This is a genomic window from Roseimicrobium gellanilyticum (assembly GCF_003315205.1).
GTDB classification, from domain to species: domain Bacteria; phylum Verrucomicrobiota; class Verrucomicrobiia; order Verrucomicrobiales; family Verrucomicrobiaceae; genus Roseimicrobium; species Roseimicrobium gellanilyticum.
Window position 1 is genome coordinate 50,331 of record NZ_QNRR01000017.1, and the last position, 21,207, is coordinate 71,537.

The 21,207-nt window shown below is 60.2% G+C and carries 15 protein-coding genes; 7 read left to right on the forward strand and 8 right to left on the reverse strand.

Translation table 11 applies throughout. From position 1 onward, the window contains the following. The first annotated feature begins 227 nt into the window (after window positions 1-227). A complete protein-coding gene (locus DES53_RS29530; protein WP_113961938.1) occupies window positions 228-1,025 on the forward strand; it encodes a slipin family protein in 798 nt (265 codons plus the stop codon). A gap of 172 nt (window positions 1,026-1,197) precedes the next feature. After that, entirely contained in the window at window positions 1,198-1,980 is a 783-nt protein-coding gene (locus tag DES53_RS29535; protein WP_113961939.1) for a nucleotidyltransferase domain-containing protein, read from the forward strand. A 290-nt stretch (window positions 1,981-2,270) separates the two neighbouring features. On the opposite strand, the gene DES53_RS29540 is transcribed toward DES53_RS29535, so the two are convergent. After that, the gene (locus DES53_RS29540) at window positions 2,271-3,311 is read right to left on the reverse strand and encodes an aldo/keto reductase (RefSeq protein ID WP_113961940.1); all 1,041 of its coding nucleotides are present in this window, start codon (window positions 3,309-3,311) and stop codon (window positions 2,271-2,273) included. Window positions 3,312-3,611: 300 nt separating this feature from the next. Here DES53_RS29540 and DES53_RS29545 point away from each other — a divergent pair, with 300 nt between their 5' ends. Next, window positions 3,612-5,033, forward strand: coding sequence for an RtcB family protein (locus tag DES53_RS29545; protein WP_113961941.1), 1,422 nt, complete (start codon window positions 3,612-3,614; stop codon window positions 5,031-5,033). A 229-nt stretch (window positions 5,034-5,262) separates the two neighbouring features. Beyond that, the gene (locus DES53_RS29550; RefSeq protein WP_113961942.1) at window positions 5,263-5,838 is read left to right on the forward strand and encodes an HNH endonuclease; all 576 of its coding nucleotides are present in this window, start codon (window positions 5,263-5,265) and stop codon (window positions 5,836-5,838) included. Window positions 5,839-6,030: 192 nt separating this feature from the next. On the opposite strand, the gene DES53_RS29555 is transcribed toward DES53_RS29550, so the two are convergent. Continuing rightward, window positions 6,031-6,627: a hypothetical protein gene (locus tag DES53_RS29555; protein WP_113961943.1), complete on the reverse strand. Its 597-nt coding sequence runs from the start codon at window positions 6,625-6,627 to the stop codon at window positions 6,031-6,033. 27 nt (window positions 6,628-6,654) lie between these two features. Beyond that, window positions 6,655-7,470 (reverse strand): hypothetical protein, encoded by an 816-nt coding sequence (locus tag DES53_RS29560; protein ID WP_113961944.1) that lies wholly within the window; start codon window positions 7,468-7,470, stop codon window positions 6,655-6,657. Window positions 7,471-7,625: 155 nt separating this feature from the next. On the opposite strand from DES53_RS29560, the gene DES53_RS29565 reads away from it, so the two are divergent. Then, the gene (locus DES53_RS29565; RefSeq protein WP_113961945.1) at window positions 7,626-11,987 is read left to right on the forward strand and encodes a protein kinase domain-containing protein; all 4,362 of its coding nucleotides are present in this window, start codon (window positions 7,626-7,628) and stop codon (window positions 11,985-11,987) included. Between the two features lie 53 nt (window positions 11,988-12,040). Further along, complete coding sequence (locus tag DES53_RS29570; protein ID WP_113961946.1) at window positions 12,041-13,240, forward strand: FIST signal transduction protein; 1,200 nt, start codon at window positions 12,041-12,043, stop codon at window positions 13,238-13,240. Between the two features lie 16 nt (window positions 13,241-13,256). On the opposite strand, the gene DES53_RS29575 is transcribed toward DES53_RS29570, so the two are convergent. Both DES53_RS29575 and DES53_RS29580 read right to left on the reverse strand, forming a co-directional pair. Then, window positions 13,257-13,706, reverse strand: a complete 450-nt coding sequence (locus DES53_RS29575) for a universal stress protein (protein WP_113961947.1) — start codon at window positions 13,704-13,706, stop codon at window positions 13,257-13,259. A 48-nt stretch (window positions 13,707-13,754) separates the two neighbouring features. After that, entirely contained in the window at window positions 13,755-14,828 is a 1,074-nt protein-coding gene (locus DES53_RS29580) for a hypothetical protein (protein ID WP_113961948.1), read from the reverse strand. 181 nt (window positions 14,829-15,009) lie between these two features. Here DES53_RS29580 and DES53_RS29585 point away from each other — a divergent pair, with 181 nt between their 5' ends. Continuing rightward, window positions 15,010-15,588 (forward strand): SixA phosphatase family protein, encoded by a 579-nt coding sequence (locus DES53_RS29585; protein WP_170157524.1) that lies wholly within the window; start codon window positions 15,010-15,012, stop codon window positions 15,586-15,588. Between the two features lie 64 nt (window positions 15,589-15,652). Here the strand turns inward: DES53_RS29585 and DES53_RS29590 are convergent, their stop codons facing one another. From DES53_RS29590 to DES53_RS29600, 3 genes are all read right to left on the reverse strand, one after another. Then, the gene (locus DES53_RS29590) at window positions 15,653-16,954 is read right to left on the reverse strand and encodes a nucleotide sugar dehydrogenase (protein WP_113961950.1); all 1,302 of its coding nucleotides are present in this window, start codon (window positions 16,952-16,954) and stop codon (window positions 15,653-15,655) included. A 94-nt stretch (window positions 16,955-17,048) separates the two neighbouring features. Beyond that, complete coding sequence (locus DES53_RS29595) at window positions 17,049-19,004, reverse strand: heparinase II/III domain-containing protein (RefSeq protein ID WP_113961951.1); 1,956 nt, start codon at window positions 19,002-19,004, stop codon at window positions 17,049-17,051. A 13-nt stretch (window positions 19,005-19,017) separates the two neighbouring features. Next, window positions 19,018-21,198, reverse strand: a complete 2,181-nt coding sequence (locus DES53_RS29600) for a bi-domain-containing oxidoreductase (protein WP_113961952.1) — start codon at window positions 21,196-21,198, stop codon at window positions 19,018-19,020. Between the last annotated feature and the right edge of the window lie 9 nt (window positions 21,199-21,207).

Below are 21,207 nucleotides of genomic sequence, written 5' to 3' on the forward strand. Positions count from 1 at the left end.
ACCGGCGTTGCCGGTCATGGTTCTGCGAATCCGGCTCTCTGGAACTACTGGCCTAGAACCAGAACGGTAACCTGGGTTCGACTCCCAACAACAACTCACGCCAGCGGCCTACACTCTGCGTGTGAGCCCCGACATGGCCCTGTGCGGCTGGCTACTTGCCACGTCGCCCGCTGTGTCGCGGCGGCCGCTGCCGTGATCATTTTCTTCAATCAACATTCAAAACTCCCATGAATTTCGAACACCAACTCATCATCCTAGCAGCGTGCCTTGTTGCGGCACGTGTGCTGTGGGTGCGCTACCGCTACGAATACTTGATCACGGAAGGTTGCGAAGGGCTGCTGTACCATGAAGGTCGCCTGGTGAATACGCTGCGTGCGGGTCGCCCTGTGCGCTGGGGCCGCAACTTCCGCGTCGATGTGATCGGCGTGCGCAAGACGCTGCTTCAGGTCGCCGGTCAGGAAGTGCTGACGGCGGACAATGTGAGCGTGAAGCTCAGCGCCGTGCTGACGATCCAGATTGTCGATGCCGCGAAGAGCGTGCTCGTGGCGGATAGCTACCTCACGCATCTCTACAACTCGACCCAGGCCGCCATGCGCGTGGCGGTGGGAGGCATCACTGCGGAAGCGCTGCTGGAGCAGCGTGCTGCCATCAGCGCTCAGCTTCGTACTGCCGTGCAGCCCGTGACGGAATCCGTCGGTGTGCAATTGCATGCAGTAGAAGTCCGTGATGTGATGCTGCCCGGTGACCTTCGCAAGGCTTTCAGCGAAACGCTCAAGGCCAGGCAAGAAAGCCAAGCCGCCTTGGAACGCGCCCGTGGCGAGTCTGCGGCGCTGCGTCATTTGGCGAATACCGCCCGCCTGATGGAAAGCCATCCAGGGCTCACCACACTACGCTTCCTGCAAACGCTCGAAGCAAAGGGCACGGGGCAGACTTACATGATGAATGATCTGTCTGCGCTGCTGCCAGTGCTGCGAGGACGCGGCGGAGTGAATGCCGACAACAGTGATGCTGTGAACGAGGGGTGAAGCATCCCGACAGTTGCCGTCCTCTTCTGAGCGAATCTCAGGGGACTTACACGGCAGCAAGCTGCCTCGGGAAAGCTGGAGCAAGCTCCAGCACTCCAAATGATGCTGCGCATCAATGCAGCTATCGATCAGAGCCAATCACTTTCTCCCAACCCTACACCGATAGAACCCCATGTTTGACTCCCATGTATTCCAACGCGTCCGCAAGACGCTTTCCAACCTCGAAACGGAACGCGGTCTGCGCGTGCTCTATGCCTGCGAAAGCGGCAGTCGTGCGTGGGGTTTTGCCTCGCGTGACAGCGACTACGATGTGCGCTTCCTCTATGTGCACAGCCGTGACTGGTATCTCTCCCTGGATCAGGGTCGGGATGTCGTGGAGCTTCCTCTTTCCGATGAACTCGATGTCAGCGGGTGGGAACTGCGCAAGGCGCTCAAGCTTCTGCGCAAGAGTAACCCACCGCTGCTGGAGTGGCTGAAGTCCCCGGTGGTGTATCATCGGGATCCGATGTTCGCCACGGAGTTCAGCACGCTGGCGGAGGAGTTTTACTCACCGCGGCGTTGCTTCGCGCACTACCTGCACATGGCCTTTGGCAACTGGCGTCACTACCTGGAAGGTCGTGAGCGTGTGAGCCTGAAGAAGTACCTGTACGTCTTCAGGCCGCTGTTGGCCTGCCGATGGCTGGAGCGTAAGCTTGGGCAGGTGCCGATGCTCTTCTCCGAGCTGGTGGAAGCCACACTGGAGGAGGCTGAGGTACGTCAGGCGCTGGATGCGCTGGTGCAGCGCAAGCAAGCCGGTGACGAGCTGGACGAGGCAGCGCCCGATGAGGTGCTGTCGCGCTTCGTTCGCGAGGAACTGACTCGCCTGGATGCGCTCAAGGAGCCACAAGATTCCGCGGGTGATGTGGAAGAGTTGAATAGATTCTTCCGCAGGTATGCGCTCGCGGGTATGTCGTGAGTATGTACACTGTCGGTGGTGCTCGGTGAGCAGCGCCGACAGGGATTGCGAGGCGCTCCTTCGCCCCTTCAGGGCGATAGTTTCTTTTGTGCTAACCCAGGGTGTCGGTCGCTTAGGCTCCCTAACCCTGGGCTGGGCTCCTGCTGTCTTTCAGACAGCGGGTTTCGTGGATGAATGATCCTGTTTGATTATGCCTTTTCGGATATCACCAATAGGGGGCATTTAATGCGCAGCGAGCTTCGGAGAAACTCGGCCACTATTCGGAGGCACCGTCTTGGGCAATTGCCGTGTCAGGCGGTCGCTGTCGGGAAGGGATTGCGCTCGTTGAAGAAAGCTTGATGCCAGTAGGGATAGGTGAGCTGCACGGCGCTGGCGGCATCGAGTTTGGCGACTTGCTCTTTGGTGAGATTCCAGCCTACGGCACCGAGATTCTGGCGGAGCTGTTCTTCGTTGCGGGCACCGATGATCACCGAGGAAACGGTTGGGCGCTGCAGCAGCCAGTTCAGCGCGATTTGTGGAACGCTCTTGCCGGTCTCCTTCGCGACTTCGTCCAAGGCATCGACCACTTTGTAGAGATATTCTTCATCGACCTGGGGTCCCATATCGAGCGCGATCTTTTCGTTGCTGCGACTGTTCGCCGGCTTCGGCTGGCCACGGCGGATTTTGCCGGTGAGTCTTCCCCACCCCAGAGGGCTCCACACCACGGCGCCCACTTTTTGATCGAGCCCCAGCGGCATCAATTCCCATTCGTATTCGCGCCCCACCAGAGAGTAGTAGGCCTGATGCGCCACATAGCGCGTGAGTCCGTGCCTCTCTGAGACAGACAGCCCCTTCATGAGATGCCAGCCGGAGAAGTTCGAGCAGCCGATGTAGCGAATTTTTCCTGCCTTAATCAACTCATCCAAGGTTCCGAGCACTTCCTCCGCAGGCGTCAGTGCGTCGTAGGCGTGGAGTTGGAAGAGGTCGATGTAATCTGTACCGAGTCGCTTGAGCGAGCCTTCGATGGCACGCGTGAGGTGGTGACGGGAAGAGCCCACATCATTTGGGCCTTCGCCGCTGCGGAAGGTCGCCTTGGTGGAGATCAGCACTTTGTCGCGACGACCTTTGATGGCACCGCCCAGGATTTCTTCCGATGCGCCATCGGAATAGATGTCCGCCGTGTCAAACATGGTGAGGCCGGCATCGAGACAGATGTCAACCAGCTTAGTGGCTTCTGCCACGTCCGTGGAACCCCACGTTTTGAAGAACTCATTGGTACCACCGAAGGTACCGGTACCAAAGGTGAGAGCGGGGACCTTGAATCCTGAACCGCCGAGAAGTCTGTATTCCATGTGATGATTGATGAAGGGTGGAGTTGGGGTTGCCGACTAGGGTACGCTTTCAGCAGGCGCGAGGTTGAGTTAAAAATTTGAGACGTCACCACGTCATGAATCAGGGGAAGCCCTCCAGAGATTTTGAAACTGCGAAATACAATGACCGCGAAGGGACTCGCGGACTACGTTCATAAACGACTAAAAAGAACAAACACCGCAGCCGGAGGTCTATTCACATCCCGGGATCTTTGTCATCATGGAGCATTCCTCACCCTTCTCTTTCTCTTTTCGCTTATCCCTTTTCACTCTCATTTTTTCATGAATACCCAAGACCTCATCCGCATCGGCGTGCCTGCCGGTGAACCTCTCCAACTCGCCCGTGAGTTCGTCCGCAACTACATGGCGCAGGGCGGTGTGGGTGCGCAGCTTGAAGGAGAAGTCACGAAGATCGTGGCGGAACCTGCTGCGTACTTCGCGGATGATCTCCGCGCTCCTTTCGCCCAGGCGCTCAGCCGTCCTGCCTTCGTCCCGCGCGCGGAACCCGCGCCGTGGCGTCAGTGGGGAGCTGACCTCGATGCGAACGCGGTGCAGCAGATGGCCAACGCGTGTGCTCTGCCGGTGGCAGTGGCCGGCGCGCTCATGCCAGATGCGCACCTCGGCTACGGCCTGCCTATCGGTGGCGTGCTCGCCACGGAGAATGCGGTGATTCCGTACGCCGTGGGTGTGGACATCGCGTGCCGTATGAAGCTCACCGTGTACGACCTCAAGGCGAACAGCATCCCGGGACAGAAGGACCGTCTTGCCAACCTGCTGGAGAGCGAAACGCGCTTCGGCATGGGCGCCGAGTTCAAGCAACCTCGCAACCACGAGGTGATGGACGAGGACTGGAGCATCACGGGCCTGACGAACCGGCTCAAGGACAAGGCATGGGCGCAGCTCGGAACGAGCGGAAGCGGAAACCACTTTGTCGAGTTCGGCGCGTTCACCGTGACGGATGACCAGGCGCAGGAGTTGCAGGCTGCTGGAAACGGCGGACTGCGCGCGGGCGAATACCTCGCGCTGCTCTCCCACAGCGGGTCCCGTGGTACGGGCGCCCAGGTGTGTGAACTGTACAGCAAGCGCGCCATGGCCCGCCATGACGATCTGCCGAAGGAACTCAAGCATCTCGCGTGGCTCACGCTCGATGAGGAAGACGGCCAGGAATACTGGGCCGCCATGAACCTCATGGGGCGCTACGCTGCCGCGAACCATGCGGTGATCCACAAGCACATTGCGAAGAAGCTGGGCGCGGATGTGATCCTCGACATCGAGAACCATCACAACTTCGCCTGGAAGGAACGTCATGTCGTGAACGGCGTGGAACGCGAGGTGATCGTGCACCGCAAGGGCGCGACGCCGGCCGGTTCCGGTGTGCTCGGCATCATCCCTGGCTCCATGGCCACCGCAGGATTCGTCGTGCGTGGCAAGGGTCAGCCTGAGTCCCTGCACAGCGCGTCCCATGGTGCAGGCCGTGTGATGAGCCGCAGCAAGGCTTTGCAGTCCTTCACGTGGAGTGCCGTCAAGAAGCAGCTCGCCGCCGCCGGTGTCGAGCTCCTCTCCGCCGGTCTCGATGAGAACCCCGGTGTCTACAAGGACATCCATACCGTGATGGCCGCCCAGACGGATCTGGTCGATGTGCTCGGCAAGTTCGAGCCTCGCCTGGTGAAGATGGCGCCCGCGGGTGAGAAGGCGGAGGACTGAGGCGGTGAACAGTGAGCAGTAGGTCCGTGTTCAGTAAACAGTAAGTAGTAGTTGGTAAGTAGTGAGTAATGGGGTGCGGCAAAAAGCTCGTCGGAAATCTCATGCGGAACTTCTTCCCAGTCACCAGCACTGCTTACTGCTTACTGCTTACTGCTTACTGCTTACTGAACACTGACCTACTGGATACTAGATACTATTTCCCATCCACTCATCATACACCATCTGTGCCATGCACCTCCATCTTCCAACTGTGCTCGTGCTGAATCGAAACTGGCAGGCCATTCACGTGAAGACGCCGGCCGAGGCGTTCTGTATGATGTCCACGGGTGCTGCCACCGGTCTTGATGTGCAGGATGATGCCTCCATCGTTCCTGTGACGTGGGACCAGTGGCAGAAGCTGCCGGTGCGTGAGCATGATCAGTCTGCACGCACCACCAGCGGACCGCTGCGCATCCCCACCGTGATCGTCTCTGCGAACTATGCCAGAATGCCCCTGCGGCATCCGCGCTTCAGTGCGCGTGGCATCTGGAAGCGAGACGGTGGTCTGTGCCAGTACACGGGACGCAAGCTCGCCCCGGGAGAAGGCAACATCGACCACGTCGTCCCGCGGTCACGCGGGGGCAAGTCCACGTGGGAAAACTGCGTGCTGGCCCATCGTGAAGTAAACTCCCGCAAGGGAAGCAAGCTTCCCCAGGAAGCGGGTCTGCGCCTGCGTCAGACGCCTGTGACACCACGGGCGATTCCGGCCAGCATGGCGATTCGAAACCTGCACGGTGTGCGCGACTGGGAACACTTCCTTGGGTGATGGCTTGGGAAGGGTTGAGAGATGAGAGCCTGAGGAGAAGTCCTCGGGCTCTCTTGCTTGTGCGAGTTGCAGCGAGCTCGGAGGATGTGGGGTGGCGCGATAGCGCAATGGTATGGTGACCTTCACAACGCCGGCCGGAGGCCAGCGGTCCCAGGGCTAAGTGCGTCCTGATTACACTATAAGGACACTCACCTAGAACGTCCCACTACCCACGTATCGTGCCGTGGTACTGCCCCATTGTGCCACCTGGCCTTTCGCGGGCGGCGAGGCAATGTCATACACCTGATTACCCACGAAGCGCTGGGACTGGATGTTCCAGAGCATCACGGTACCATCACCTTGGAGACGATTGTCGGGTGTGGTATCGACGGCAATAACGGTGGTGCCGACATTGGCCTGCATGGCTGCCGCGGCCACCTGCACTTCGCTGGCTTCTGACTTTGTCGGGCTGCTATCAATGACCACCGTGCCGCGAGCGTCAGGATTGCCGCCGCGGTCGAAGGTCTTCGGCTTTACCTTTGTGCCTTCACGGTGTGCGATGGTCTTCACTGCCGTGCGGGCCCGTTGCTCAGCCACGCGGGTCTGCTGCGGAGTGGCGGGATAGGTGGCGAGCACCATCACCTTCACCACTTCCGGCAGACCGCTGAATTGCACTCCCGTACCGGGGCGGCGCATCCGGTCACCTAGTTGCGCCTCCGCACGACGGATGGCATCCATGCTGCAACCCGCCAGAAACACCGGACCTCCGGCAAGGCCGGCCATCTTCAGGAGTGTTTCACGGCGGGTCATGGCGAGGGATGCTTTCCGGGTTCGAGATTAGAAGCTGAGCTGCGTGCCGATGCCGAAGAAGAAGCTCGGCTCATCCACAAATCCGAGTCCGGGCTCGGTAAACGCAGCGCTGATATTGATGCCACCCAGGCGCCATTGCACGCCGAAGGCGTACGGTGTTTCATCGCTCAGATCTTCGTCCTTGGTGGAGACTTCACCTACAAGGTAGAAGCGCAGGGGAAGCTCCACTTCGAGGCCGAAGTATCCCACCGGACTGTCGCTGGGATCTTCACCGGGCTTTTCGATCCAGGTCTGGCGCAGACCGGCGTGGAACCCCACGGAGCGGAGAAAACCATCATCGGAGATTTCGCAACGCTTGAAGAGAGCGAGGAAGGCGTTGTAGTTCTCCTCATCACCAAGGAAGGCGTAACCACCGACGCTCAGCTCAGGCATGGGTCCCTCATCCTTCAGGAGGCGCACACGCACCATCGGGCCGCCGGAGAAGAGATCACCTCCACCGTCGATGTCCTTCGCGCCGAAGAGACCGCCCACTTCGAGCCAATCCGTGACACCGTAGGAAAGCAGCGCACCGTGGGCCATTACCGGGTCGGAGTCATTGTTCGGCAGGAAGAAGCAGTACTGCGCGGTGAAGGCACCCGCCGGCATGGTGCCGGAGGTGGGGTTGATGAAGAGACCGGTAGGCCCCTGGATGGTCAGCAGACCACGTCCACCGACGTAGTCCTCGAGGGGCAGCGGGGGCGCTGGCGGGTTCTTGGAGGAGAGGGTCACCTCACCCGCCTGCGCGGGAATGGAAAGCGCGGCTGCTGCCAGCGCACTGAGAGTCAGGAGAAACGTCGATCTCATGGTTGATGTGGGCTGTTGGTCGATGCAGCCCCAGCGTACATACCGCAACCGCACCCCGACAAGCAAAAAAGCTTTCAGACGCACGGGTCTGAGCCTCGTCCTGAAGGTGTGCGACGAAGTAGACAAAGACGGAACCACTACTAGATTCCCCTTCTGTGGATGAACGAGCGACAGGCCAGCCAATCCGGTTTGAGCATTACCGTGTTGCCACGGATGAGCAAGGCCGCCCCCTGAAACTGGGCGAAGGCGCCATGGGGGTCACGTACCTGGCGGAGGATACGAACCTCAAGGTACGAGTCGCGCTCAAGGTCATCCGCCCCCAGCTTCTGGGGGATGCGGAAGTGGGCCAGCGCTTTCAGCGTGAGGCACAAGCAGCGGCCCGGCTGAGGCATCCGAACGTCGCCGGCGTGTACCACCTCGGCATGGTGGACAATACCTTCTTCTACGCAATGGAGTTCGTGGAGGGGGACACGGTAAAGGATCGTGTACAGCGGGGTGGCCCGATGCCGATCAAGGAGGCCCTGGAAGTCACGCTGCAGGTTTGCGAGGCACTCGGCGCTGCGGAGAAGCACAAGATGGTGCACCGTGATATCAAACCAGCGAATATCATGCTGGAGCCGGTGGAAGATGACATCCTCCGGGTGAAGCTCATCGATTTCGGCCTCGCAAAGCCGCTCCATGCGGAGGCGCAGAACTCCATGGCGCTGCAGACGCAGGCAGGCATCTTCCTTGGCACTCCTGTCTTCGCCAGTCCGGAGCAGGTGCAGGACGTGCCTCCAGACAGCCGCTCGGATTTCTATGCACTGGGACTGACCCTGTGGTTCATGCTGGAAGGTCGCACCCCCTTCGAAGGTTCGCTGCACAAGGTGCTCTTTGATCAGGTGCACACGGCTCCACCCCTGGGCCGACTCCTGTGGGTGCCTGCAGAGGTCCGCGATCTGCTGGGCAAGATGCTGGAGAAGGAACCCGCAAACCGCCCCCAGACCGCGAAGGAACTACGGCAAAAGATCCATGACTGCCTGCGGGCTCTGGCCACCTCCGGCACCAGCTACACCGAGTGGCAGCAACGCTTCCAAGTAGAGGGCAAACCGTACGCGAAGCCCTGGGGCATGATCTACGAGGGGCAGGATACGCTGAGCGGCGCGGTTCGCCTTCACCTGCTGCGTCACGATCGCTTCAGTGATCCCAAGGCGCTCCAGGGTGTGATCGGAGATGCGCGTCGTGCCATCGACATCCATCATCCAAATATCCTGCGTCACCTCACCGTCTTTCCCACCAGTGGGGGCCAGGGCGCTGGATGGATGGTGGTGACGGAACATCCGGGAAACCAGACCCTGCTGGATCATCTGCGGAAGGTGAAGCAGATGCCCCTGGCCGAAACGATCGCCATCGTGGAGCGACTGGCTTCCGCGATCGATACCTGCCTTGCCAGTGATCTTATCACTGCGGATCTGGATCCCGCAGGTATCTTCCTGAAGCAGGTGCCGCGCACGGAGATTCACCCGCTCACGCAGACAGCGACCGCGACTTCCACATCGACCTCCATCACGTCTCCCACGACGGAGACGTTCGAGGTGGTGCCCAAGTTGAGCCCCATCAACTATGCCATTCTCACCACGCTGCGTCCTGCGGATGAGACGGCCATCGGTTTGACGCAGGGCCCCTTCCGCACAGAAGCGACCACACCGCAGGAGCTGGTGCAGCGGCTCGCGCTGCTCGCTTACCAGTGCCTGGGTGGTGCTGTGCCCAGTACGTGGTCACGTGTGCCTCGATTCATCCCGCTGGCTAACCTGACCCAGCGGCAGAATGACACCCTGCGCACCGCACTTGTCGATACCGCATGGACTCGTGCTGCGGACTTCGTGGAAGCATTCCAGCAGACAAAGGCCACCCCTCGCCGCACGGATGATACATCACGCATCACCACCTCGTCTGAAGCGACGGTGATGCTGACATCATGGCGCATGCTGGCGGACCTGGCGGCAGGCGACTCGAGCGAATTCTCCACGGAGCACGCGAATGAGTTTACTGGAAAGATCGAGAAACAAGAGGCGCCTGTCGATGCTGCGCCTGACACTCCAGAAGAATCCAAGTCGTCTGCGCCGGAAGCGGCATCACAAGTACCCGCACCGGCGGAGACTTCGGGCGAGCCTTCAGAAGGCGCCACCGCGACGCCTGAGGCAAGTGTCACTCCAGAGTCCGCTTCGGTGCTGGACTCGACGCTCGGCAGGGAGCAAACGCAAACGTGGAGCCGTGTCGAAGGTTCCACGGAGAGTACAGCAGTGGAGCCACCGGCTGCCACCCAGTCCACCGTAGCAGAGGCTCAGGGAGCCGCAACCGCCAGGACTGCCACGCAAACACTCTCGCCAAACGAAACTGAGACCATCATCCTCCCTTCGCGGACTGCTCAGCTTCCGGTGACATCCGCTCCGCCCGAGATCCGTGAAGAGCCCACCGTCGCGAAGGAAATCGCATCAGACAGCGAAGCAGGTGACTCTGGTGCGACTTTCTCAGCGCCGGAGATCTCCGAGTCGGCCATTCACACGGAGAGCAGCGTAGAGGCGCGCGCGGATGCGGCCACTGCAAGTGCACCAGTCGCTGAGGAGCCTTCGGTGAATACAACGGAGGAGCTCGAAGCGGAAGCTGCGCCCGCAACTTCGACCTCAAGCATTCTCGATGTTCCTGCGGAAGACGATGCCCAATCGTCTCCGCTGACCTCCGGCGTCAGCGACCGAGATGCGGGTATCTCTTCGAGTATTTCCGCACCAGAGACTGATGCCCGCAGGGATACCAGCACTGCCGCATCATTCACCGGGAGCGAAAGTCCGCCTCCGGCCCCACCAGCCATTGTTCCCCTCACGCCACGTCCTACCACAGCGACCTCTGCTGTTCCTCTGCCTCCACCGGCGCGTCCCCAACACCTCACGAGCTCGCCCTCTTCCAAGGCGCTTCAAGCGGGCACAAGCAGGCCTTCCTCTCTCCCAGGTTGGTTGCTGCCAGGCGTGGCAGCGCTTGTGGTGGTCATCCTCATCGCAAGCATCGCTGTGTGGATGAACGATGACACGGATGAGCCCGAAGTTCCTGACAGCCCCCCAGTGGTGGTGAATCCTCCGCCACCTCCCCCACCCGTGGGTCCCACCCTCACGGAACTCCTCACCACGGCAGGCGACGCGGTCACTGCCGGGAACCTGGCGGCGCTCGATGAGGCGCTTGGCAAGATTCGTGAAAAGTATCCAAACCAGACGTGGGAATCAGATGCTGCGGCGAACGCGTTTCGTGACAAGGTGTTTCGCGCCTACCACGCAGGGAAGCTGGGCGATGGCACCGAGGCCGCGCGCAAGTATCACGACGTACTCATCGGAGCCACACTCGCCAAGGAGTCCGACATTCCCCTGCTGAAGCAGATTTGCACGGATCTCTCCAGTACGGAAGACGCCGGGCGCGCGGAGCCCTTTGAAATGGCGCTGTTGAATTCGCTTGCGGCAGATCCGTCTCGCAACGAGCAACGCATTGAGGAAGCTCTCTCCCTGGTCAAAAAGCGTCCGAACAGCACTGTCGCGGAGCTGGCCCGCGGAATTCTTTCGAAGGAGCTGGAGGAAAGCGTGGACTACCTTGAGCAGGTGCCTCGTGATCCGTCCCAAGTCGAGTATCTGAAGAATGCCCTCACCGTACTCATGCCACGCATGCAGGAGATCGCCGAGGCTGGCGTGGCGGAGGCCTACTACATCCTCGGTGACAAAGCTCACAAGGAGGACAAACCGACCCTTGCTGAGCGGAATTTCGAACTGGCAGCAGACCTGGGCCATGCCCCATCCATGCGCCGCTACGGAAACGCTCGCACGAATACGGTGGGCGACCGCCCCGCAGATATGAATGAGGCCGCCTACTACCTGAGGCTCGCCAGTGCCCAAAATGACCTCCGTGCCAAAGTCTTTTTGGCAGACATCTATCTTCCCGCGGAACCTACAGAATCTCTTCCTTGGAGGGGCCCTGAGGCAGAGAAGCTACTGATCGAGGCCATCAAGGGAGGAGTTCCGGAGGCTGACTACCTCTATGGAGCCATGCTCATGGACTTCAAACCGGACGACGCCAAACAGCCTTTTGCACAGGAACTCAAAGGCAAGGAGAGATGGGACAAGGTGGTGGAGCATCTGCAGAAAGCCGAGGCGGGAAAGGTCTCACGCGCCTACCCTGCACTGGCTGCGGCACTGCTGTGGCATCCGTACAAAAAGGACATCGCAGGAGCCAAGCAGACCCTCGAAAAGGGAGTGCAGCTGGACCCGCCCAACCCCTTCTGCATGCTCCTCCTTTCAGATCTCATCAGCGGGCACCCCGCCAACAACGGTGTGAGGCCTTTCACCGCGGACCAAATTGCTGCCGCTGGTATCTATGCTGAGCCAGCACGCTCTGGGCAGCTTCGAAACAAAGCCATCGAGCTCCTGATCATCGCTGCCAAGAAAAATCAGGCCGATGCCGTCCAGTGGTGCGAGAAGAATGGTGTGCCCTACAAAAATTGAGGAACACGGGGGACGCCCCTTGAAACCTCCTCCCATCGGTGGTACGCGATCTTATGAGTCAGCAAACGGAAGGCTCCCCCAACCTGCCGGGCGGTGCGTACTCCGAGCTCGTCATCGGGCCCTACGATGAGGGCCGTGTGCAGGCTGCGGCGAAACGCGCCCAGGAGCACCTGCACGGAAAGGCAGGCATCGCTTTTATCTTTGTCTCGTGCGACTACGAGCCGCACGTGCATGATCTCACCGAGCTTGTCCAGATCCACGCCCGCTGCCCCCAGGTGGTGGGCTGCTCCGCCGGGGGGCTCATCGGCACCGGACAGGAAGATGAAAATGAAAGCGGCTTCTCGCTGCTCGTCCTGCAGGTACCGCAGGAGGAGGTGGCCGTTTTTGAGCTCCCGCCCGAATCCACGAGCCCGGAGTGGGAACAGGCCAGGCGCTTCAATCGCGAAGAGGCGAACGGCTGGATCCTGCTGGGCAATCCCGTGATGGTAGGCGAGGACTGGATGACCAAGTGGAACGAAGCCATGGGTGGCACGCCGACCTATGGAGGCCTCGTGAGTGGAAGTTTCCGAGGTGAGGAGCTCTTTATTTTTACGGACAAGGAACTCAGCGCCGCGGCTGCAATCGCCGTGGGCATCCGTGGTGACTTGCATTTTGGCGGTTTGGTCAGCCAGGGCTGCCGGCCAATCGGCGAGCCCTTGACCATCACCAAGGCGGATCACAATCTCATTCACCAACTGGCCTCGGTGAACGCGTATGAGCAGCTCCAGGCCGCCTTCCACAGCCTGCCGGATGATCAACGTGAGAAGGCCCAGGGAAACATCCTCGTGGGTCTCGCGATGACGGAGTACGTGGATGAATTTCACACAGGCGACTTCCTCGTGCGCTCCATTTTGGGCGGCGATCCGAGTCAGGGCATCCTCGCCGTGGGCGCGATGCCACGAGTGGGCCAGACGATGCAGTTCCAGCTGCGCGATCGCGATGCCGCGGACAATGAGCTTCGTGAGATGCTTCTGCAGAAACGTCATGATCTGGGCACCCTCCCCTTTGCAGCGCTGCTCTTCTCCTGTGCCGGCAGGGGGAGTCATCTCTTTGGCACCCCCAGCCACGATGCGGGACTGGTGCGCGAGGTGTTTGGCAATGCACCGCTCGCAGGCTTCTTCTGCAACGGAGAAATCGGCAGCGTCGGGCAACGGGCCTACCTGCACGGCTTCACTGCCAGCGCGGTGCTCTTTGTGCGGCGCGAGGATGCCTGATGCAGCTCCACGCAGGTCAACCCTTGGGCATCATGGTGTAGGGCACCACCAGCACCGGGCAGGTCGTCTTGCGCAGCACAGCATCTGTCACGCTGCCCACCAGCAGGTGGTAGAGCGCTCCGTGACCGTGCGAGCCCATCACGATGAGTCCTGCATGGATCCGCTTTGCCTCACGCAGGATCACATCGGCCGTCGAGCCCTCAAAATGCAGGTAGCCGACAGCCAGCCCTCGCGCGGCGAGATCGGAACGGATCTTCTCCAGCTTCTCATGGTCCTCCCGGAAATCCCGCTCCACCGCCTCTTGTACCACGACGGGACCCGCCTCGAATCCGACGAATGCCGGGTCAGGTAGTGCTACGTGCAGCAGGGTGATTTCATCACCTCTCGCCTCGGCCAGTGAGGCCGCTGTCTCAACCACCTGCGGAGAAATGTCCGAAGAATCCACGGGGACAAGGATCGTGCTCATAGGAATGGATCCGGTTGTTCAAGGATCTCTGACCACTTGGGCTGTGGTTCATTCGAGAAAAGGCACGCCTTCGAGCAGCAAAGAAGCGATCTTGGGCAAATGTTCAGGGGCCAGCACCACCGCCAGCACCGGCACGGCAATGGCCACATCTGCCAGCACGTGGCAGAGTTCAGGGGACATGCGCTTCGCCAGGTGGTGCACCACACCCAGGAGGATGGTGCTGAAAAGCACCGCCGCGCAGAAGAGAACCAGTGGCAGCGGCATCTTGCGGCTCAGCGTCCAGCACACAAATCCCGCCAGTGAGATCAACAGCATGGGATACAGGCGCGCAATGTGCGGCCACGTCTGTGTGATGCCATCAGGATCCGGTTGTGTATCCGCCGCTCGTTCATAGCAGGACACGGCAATGCAATTGAGGGAGCACAGCAGAGCCAGCATGAGCACCTCTGGAGAGAACGGATGGGCGAGCTGATCCCCGGTGAAAAAATTCACACTCAGCGAGCATCCGATGGCAAAGAGGTATCCGCAGACGACCTCCTTGGGCAGGAAACGAAACGAATCCCCCGCACGCCGACCCACGGCAAGAGCCAGCAGGGCCACCAGCACAGTACCATACAGAATCTTGAAAGGCACAGGCACGGGAAGTGCCCACAGGACCACACCGCCCACCATGCAGGCCATGATATTCCCCACCGTGTAAATCAACCGGTGTCCACGCGCAGCGAAATGCAACAGATAGAGTGCGACGATGAAACCAAGCGCCTGGCCGCGCCAGAAGATGCCCTCGGGAATCTCTGCAAGGGCGAGCCAGAGCAATGCAATGCCGCCAGCCGGTACCACGAAGAAGATAAACAAACTGCGGTGCCTGCGGTAAAATGCATGGCGCGCGGAGAGTCGCGCATCCTTCTTCACCGAAAAGCCGTCCAGCACACGGTCCACGACATAGATCAGCCACACTGTCAGGAAGAGCGCGGCGTACACCGAAGGCAACAGCGAAACCTTGTGCGCGCGTGCCAGCGCCGCCTGACAAAGAATGGCCACCAGCGGCGCATCAAGGCTCAACACATTCGGCCACAGCCACCACGGGATGTGGGACTGGCTGGTTGACGTACTGGAGGCCACTGACACAGCCCATATCTTCAAGGAATGCCCCCGGAATGTCCACCCGATTTGACCTTTGCTTTGCGCTCACATCATGGCATTGTTTATGCCACGGTTTGAAAAGTCACCTGCGCCATGTGGCCGGGCCTTTTCCCCTGTCAGCCTGGCTGATTGTTTGACTGCTTCCCTTTCTCCCGAACGAATGAAATACCTCACCGTCATCCGGCATGCCAAATCTGACTGGAACACCGGAGTGAGCGATCACGAAAGGCCGTTGAATGAACGGGGGCTTAGGAATGCACCGATCGTGGCCAGATTTCTTGGCAGGACGTATCTGGGCATGAATGAAACGGTGGCTCTGCTGCCCCGGCCGGATCGCCTCGTCACCAGCACCGCCATGCGTGCAAAGACGACGGCCCGCATCATGCAGGAGGAACTGGGCTACAATCCCGGCGTTGTTGTCGAGGAGCCGCGCATCTATCTCGCCGAAGCCAGGGCGTTGCTCGCGGTCGTGCGTGAGTTCGATGATGCCTGGAGCCACGTGATGCTCTTTGGTCACAATGACGGCCTGAGTGACTTTGTCCGCAAGCTCCTCCAGCGCGACCACCTTGGGAAAAGCATGCCCACCTGCGCCGCGGCGTTGCTGGAGATCCCGTGGCCCTCATGGGCTGCGGTGGATTGGGACGAAGCCCGCCTCGTGGGCTACGTGACTCCCAAGCTCATCGAGAAGCGCTTCCCCGAGAGCGAAGAGCCCAAGGGCGCCGAAGACCATTCGCAGTAAATCGGCATAGAAAAAGCAGGTGGGGCCGCCACCTGCTTTTCATGGATTCGTTGCGCTGGATTCTCTACCAGCAGATGCCCTCGTAGTTCCAGTCGAGGGTCTTCAGATCCCGCCAGCCGTTCACGTCGATGACACACTGGTCCTTCCGCACGGAGGCCCTGAGTTGCTCAGGCTTCGCCACCTTCTGGGCGGCCACGATGATATCGCATTTTGCAATCACCTCCTCCGGAGTATCGCGCAGAAGCTGGGCTAGATGCGGCATGCGTCGTGAGATTTCAGCCTCGTTTGCCCCCACCAGGCGCGACGGATTGAGGTTCGCATCGTAGATGTGCAACTCATAGCCTCGGCCCAGCAGGGTTTCCGCCACGGAGACCATGGGACTGCCGCGCAGGTCATCCGTGTCCTTCTTGAAAGACAGTCCGAGGATACCCACTTTGCGGCTCGGTTTGGCAGTGATCATTTTCAAAAGCCAGTCGAGGTGTGCCTGGTTTGAGTTCAGCACGTTGTCCAGTACCGGCAGACTCACCCCCTCCATGCGTGCGAACGAGCCCAGCGCGCTCACATCCTTGGGCAGGCAGGAGCCACCGAAGGGATTGCCAGGCTTCATGTAGTAGCGCGAGATGTTGAGCTTCTCATCTCGACAGAGGACATCCATCACCTGGGAACCATCCACGCCCACGTGGCGGGCGATGCGGCCAATCTCATTGGCAAAGCCCACCTTCAACGCGTGGAAGTAATTGCAGGAGTATTTGATCATCTCTGCGCCTTCCCATGCAAGGATCTCGGCGTTTTCCCCAAGCAGTTCCAAGGGTTCGCGACCGGCGACGTTGCTGCCGTCATGGGTCCCGACAACGCAGAGCGAAGGCTCACGAAAATCCTTCACTGCTGTCCCTTCACGAAGGAACTCAGGACAGTAGTAGATAGCGACCAGCCCCGCCTGCATCAACTCCGCGAAGAAGTCCTGCACCATCGAGCGCGTGCTGCCGGGAAGCATCGTGCTGCGAAAAATCAGCACATGAGAGCTGCCCTTCGCGCGGATGCCGTCCGCGATCTGCTGCGATACCTTGCGCACAAAGTCGAGGTTCAATCGACCGGACTCCAGAGAAGGCGTGCCCACGCAGATGATCGATACATCCGAGGAACGCACGGCCTCCATCGCGTCGGTGGTGGCCCGCAGGCGGCCGGAGTCTTTGGCGGAACGCATCAGGTCATCAAGCTGCGGCTCCACGATGGGCGAGAGGCCATCGTTAAAGGCCTGCACCTTGGGCTGCTGCACGTCCGCGCCGATGATGGAATGCCCCCGCTCTGCCAGACAAGCGGCGGTGACGGCACCCACATAACCCAAACCGAAGATGGATACATTCATGGTCGAAAAAGAGAGCTCAGCCTAAACCCAAGGATTGGTATTCACGCAACTGCGGAGAAAGAAATGGAGGCAAGTTTTGCAAAAGAGTGCCCGGTCACGCATCAGCACGCGCAAAGACCGTCTCCAGACTTCCCGTGCAGCGCACCTCCAGCACCACGCAGTCCTCCACACGCCCATAGCTCCTGGAGGCGCGCGCGCGCTTCAGTTCGATTTGCAACGACTCACCTCGTACCTGCATGCGCCAGGTATGTGCGCCACGGCGAAGCCCCACCTCGCCCATGCTGGAGGTCATCGGCATCGTCTTCACGGCTACGTAGCACTCTGGTGTGAAATACCAACGCACCCGAAATCCGCCGCCTCCCTGCTCCTCGTCGTGCACATGGATTTCCGAGTGCCCTCCCCCATCGCCGAGGCGCACCGTGCGAGTGAACCTGTGGCCTTCGTGATCGAGACTGGCTTTCATCGCGTCGCTTTGCGCCTTCTCTTTCACCAGCCCGGGACGCGCATGATGCTGGGTCAGCAAAAATGCTCCCATGCGCCGGGGGGTCTTGAAGCTATCGACCGGCTGGGGGCCATTGTGAGCTTCCCACGCCGCGAGCTCAGCACGCAATTCCCTTGCACCAAAGTATCCGCCGGTACCAGGATCAATGACCAGCGCCTGCTCACCATCCCAGAGGGAGAGATGAAGCGCATCGCCATGCCCGTGTGCCGCCATCTTGCCAAAGCCCAGCGGTGATGCATCGAGGCGCACCTTCCAGCCATCGAGCTGGCCCACCGCCATGCCGGCGTCCTTTGCAAACCACCAGCCGGCTTCAGAAGGGTGGTTGGCTGTCACCCTCAGAGAGCCCGCATTGCCCAGCCAGTGATTCAGAGCCACTCCGTCGCCACTGCTTTCATCAGAAAGCCACGCCCGCCACTCGCCCGCTGCATGCGCCCGATGGGATGGCAGGGGAACAATCTGTGCATCATCTGAGTCACCGTAGTCCCACGGCTCTCCACCGGGGTGCTCCATGCGAGAGAAAAACTCTGCCGCCAGCGACAGTCGCTCCATGACTGGTCCATCATTTACCTTCATTGCGCGGCTCGCATGCAGAGCCATCTCAAAGGCAAACAGATGGTAGTGCAACGCTTGCTCATGATTGCCGCCATCGTTCCCAAACTGCGCCATCACACAGTGGGCAATTTCTTTCCACAGTTCCACAGCGCTGCCGACAAAGCACTCCATCTCTGGCCAGCGCGTCACGGCCAGCAGCAGCCCGGTGAGTTCCCCAAGGCGATGATTGTTCGCCGACGATCCGAAGGAAGCATAGCGCTTCACCCACCAGGTGTGCGTGGGAATGATGGCATCCACCAGCCGGCGCTGTGCCGCCATGATTTGCGCATCTTTCCGGGCAGGCGCGTCGGCGCCATCCCGCACCAGGGCATCGAACCAGCAGAAGTTCATCAAGCGCAGCCCCCCCTCGAGAGCGCTGGTCCAGTTGATCCCGCGCCCCATGGGATTCTTTTCCACCCAATCCAGGAGCCACGACTGCGCCATACCGATGGCGGTCAGGTCTCCGTTTTCGCGTCCGTGCATGGCCAGGCGGACCATTTCTGCCCACCGGTTGATTTCCCAGATGGTGCGCGCATCGGCACCCGGTGGCAGGGATCGGTGATTCAGGTGACGCTCCTGGCACGGCACCTCCACACCACCCGCGTGATCCTTGTGCCAGATGGGAGGGAGGGCCACTTGAATCTCGCGCCATCCATAGAGCGACCAGGTTCCTGCGAGAAGTTTCTTTGCATCACGGGCCAGCTGGTCCTTGAGCATGGAGGGCGCGCTACCCACCGGCGGCAACCATGGAGCGGGAAGCGGCTCGGCACTCACACGAGCACCGTCCAGCGCACCAGCATCACGAGCTTCCGTACGCGCGCGAAGTTTCTCACGGACCCTGCCAACAACCTCCACCGGATCCATGACCATCAAACGGTGATAGTACCACTGCAGCGAAGCCATGCGGTTGTTCTTCAACGGAACAGCAGAGGTGCTCTTGTTGTTCATCGTCACCATGAGGCCGCTTTGTTTACAAGGTCACCTGACGGTTCTCCCGAATGCTCTCCAGCACCGCAAATGTGAGCATCATGCTCTGATGGATCTCTGCATACGGCATGGGATGTTCACTTTCCCCTTTCAGAAAAGCAGACCACGCGGCCATCTCCTCGGCGTGACCTTTGCTGGTGTACTTCTTCTCCGTCCCCTTGCGCTTCTGATACAGGCTGAGCTTTTGGAAGTTCTCGCACTCTGCCACCAGTCCACTAGCGAAGACTCGGAAACTCTCCTTCGGGAATGCAAAATCCCCCTCTGCCGTGTACACCAGCTGGAATGACGAGCCATCGCTGAACTCCACCTGTGCGGTCACGGAGTCCGGGAAGGCGTTCCTGCCACGTGCGGGCCATACGGTTTGCGCAGTCACCTTCTGCGGTTTCGCGGAAAGCACATGACACGCAAAGTCCAGGAAGTGGCACGCTTCGCCGAGTACACGACCGCCGCTCTCCTCGAGATTCGCGTACCAGTGGTCCGGAGCCAGCGGCCCGGCAAAGACATGATAGGTCAGCGTCTTGGGACCAGGGATGGCCCGCAACACGCGCATGAGTTCCACCGTGGCAGGAGCAAAGCGTCTGTTGAATCCCACCATCACGCTGCCAGTTCCATGGCCATTGCTTTGATGCACCTCATGAGAAATGTTTTCCAGCTCCTCCACTGTGAGGCAGAGGGGCTTCTCCACAAACACATGCTTACCCGCCTTCAAGCCATCCAGCACCAGCGGTGCGTGCAGATGGTGGCGCGTGCCAATCATCACAGCGGAGCCGCCTTCGCGACTGAAGACCCTCGCCGAATCGGTCTCGGCATCCTGGAAACCGAACTTCTCGCGCACATGGCGGGCGCTCAATCCGGTGCCATTCACAATCGTCCCGAAAGACACCTGCCCCTTCACATGGGGAAGCAGCATCGTGCGCGCAAAATTCCCTGCACCAATCACATCAAGCACCATGCCGTTGCCACTCTGAAGCTTGATGGGTGATGTGCCGTTTACGCAGGCCTGTTTGGCAGGAGATTGGACTGCCGCAGGCACTGCTACTTGCTTGCCATCATATCCCAGCACCACGCCGATATCAGCATTCCCCTGCTGCATCAGATCGTTGTACACGGACACCGCATCGCTGAACTGGGCACGGCGCGTAGTTACTGGATTCAGATTGAGACCTCCTGACTTCATCAAGTGCAAGCAGGATTCGAAGTTCCTGTTCTCCGTCCAGCGCACATAGCCAACCGGATAGTCCCGACCACCCCACTCGTACTGTGGATCATAACGTCCCGGCCCATAGCTGCGGGAGTAGCGCACCTGAATGTCTTTCATGTACGCCGTCTTCCACTCGAGCTGCGCATCATAGATGCCCACAATCACCAGCGTACCGCGATCCCGCAGGCAGGCGATGGCCTGGTCTGCAGGCGCGGAGGTCTTGCCCCCCACGCAAAGGAGCACCGCATCCACACCAAGGCCATCTGTCCATTCGCGCACGGCGTCTTCCACCTTGGTGGCGCCTGGATTCACCACACGTTCCGCGCCCATTTGCTGCGCCACCGCGAGGCGCTGCGCAACATAGTCCACGCCCATGACACGCACACCAGATGCAGCCAGCAAACTCGTGGCAAGTTGACCCACCAGCCCTTGTCCCATCACCAGCACGCGCTCTCCCAGTCCCGCTTGTGCTTGTCGCACGGCCTGCATCGAGATGGATGCAAGTGTGGTATACGCCGCCTGCCAGTCCTCGACGCCGTCGGGGATGGGAGATGCCAGCAGATCCGGCACGGCAATCATTTCTGCGTGGAAGGCGCATTCCGCACCGCCACATGCCACTCGATCTCCCACTTGGAAGCGCGTGTTCGCAGTATCCACGGCCACCACTTCTCCAGCGGCGCTGTAACCGAGAGGTGAAGGTGACTCGAGACGGTTCTTCACTTTCTGCAGCGCAGCCTTCCAACCCAGCGTGCGAGCCGTATCGAGGACCTTCTTCACCTGATCTGGACGCGCCTTGGCCTTTTGCAGCAGGGACATGCGCGCCTGCTCCACCTTCATCTTTTCGGTGCCGGGACTGATCACCGAACAGGTCGTCCTGACAAGGATGCCTCCGGGCGGAGGTACCGGCACCGGCACCTCCTGCAGCTCAAGTCTACCGTCCTGATATTGGGCAAGCTGTTTCATGAAATGTTA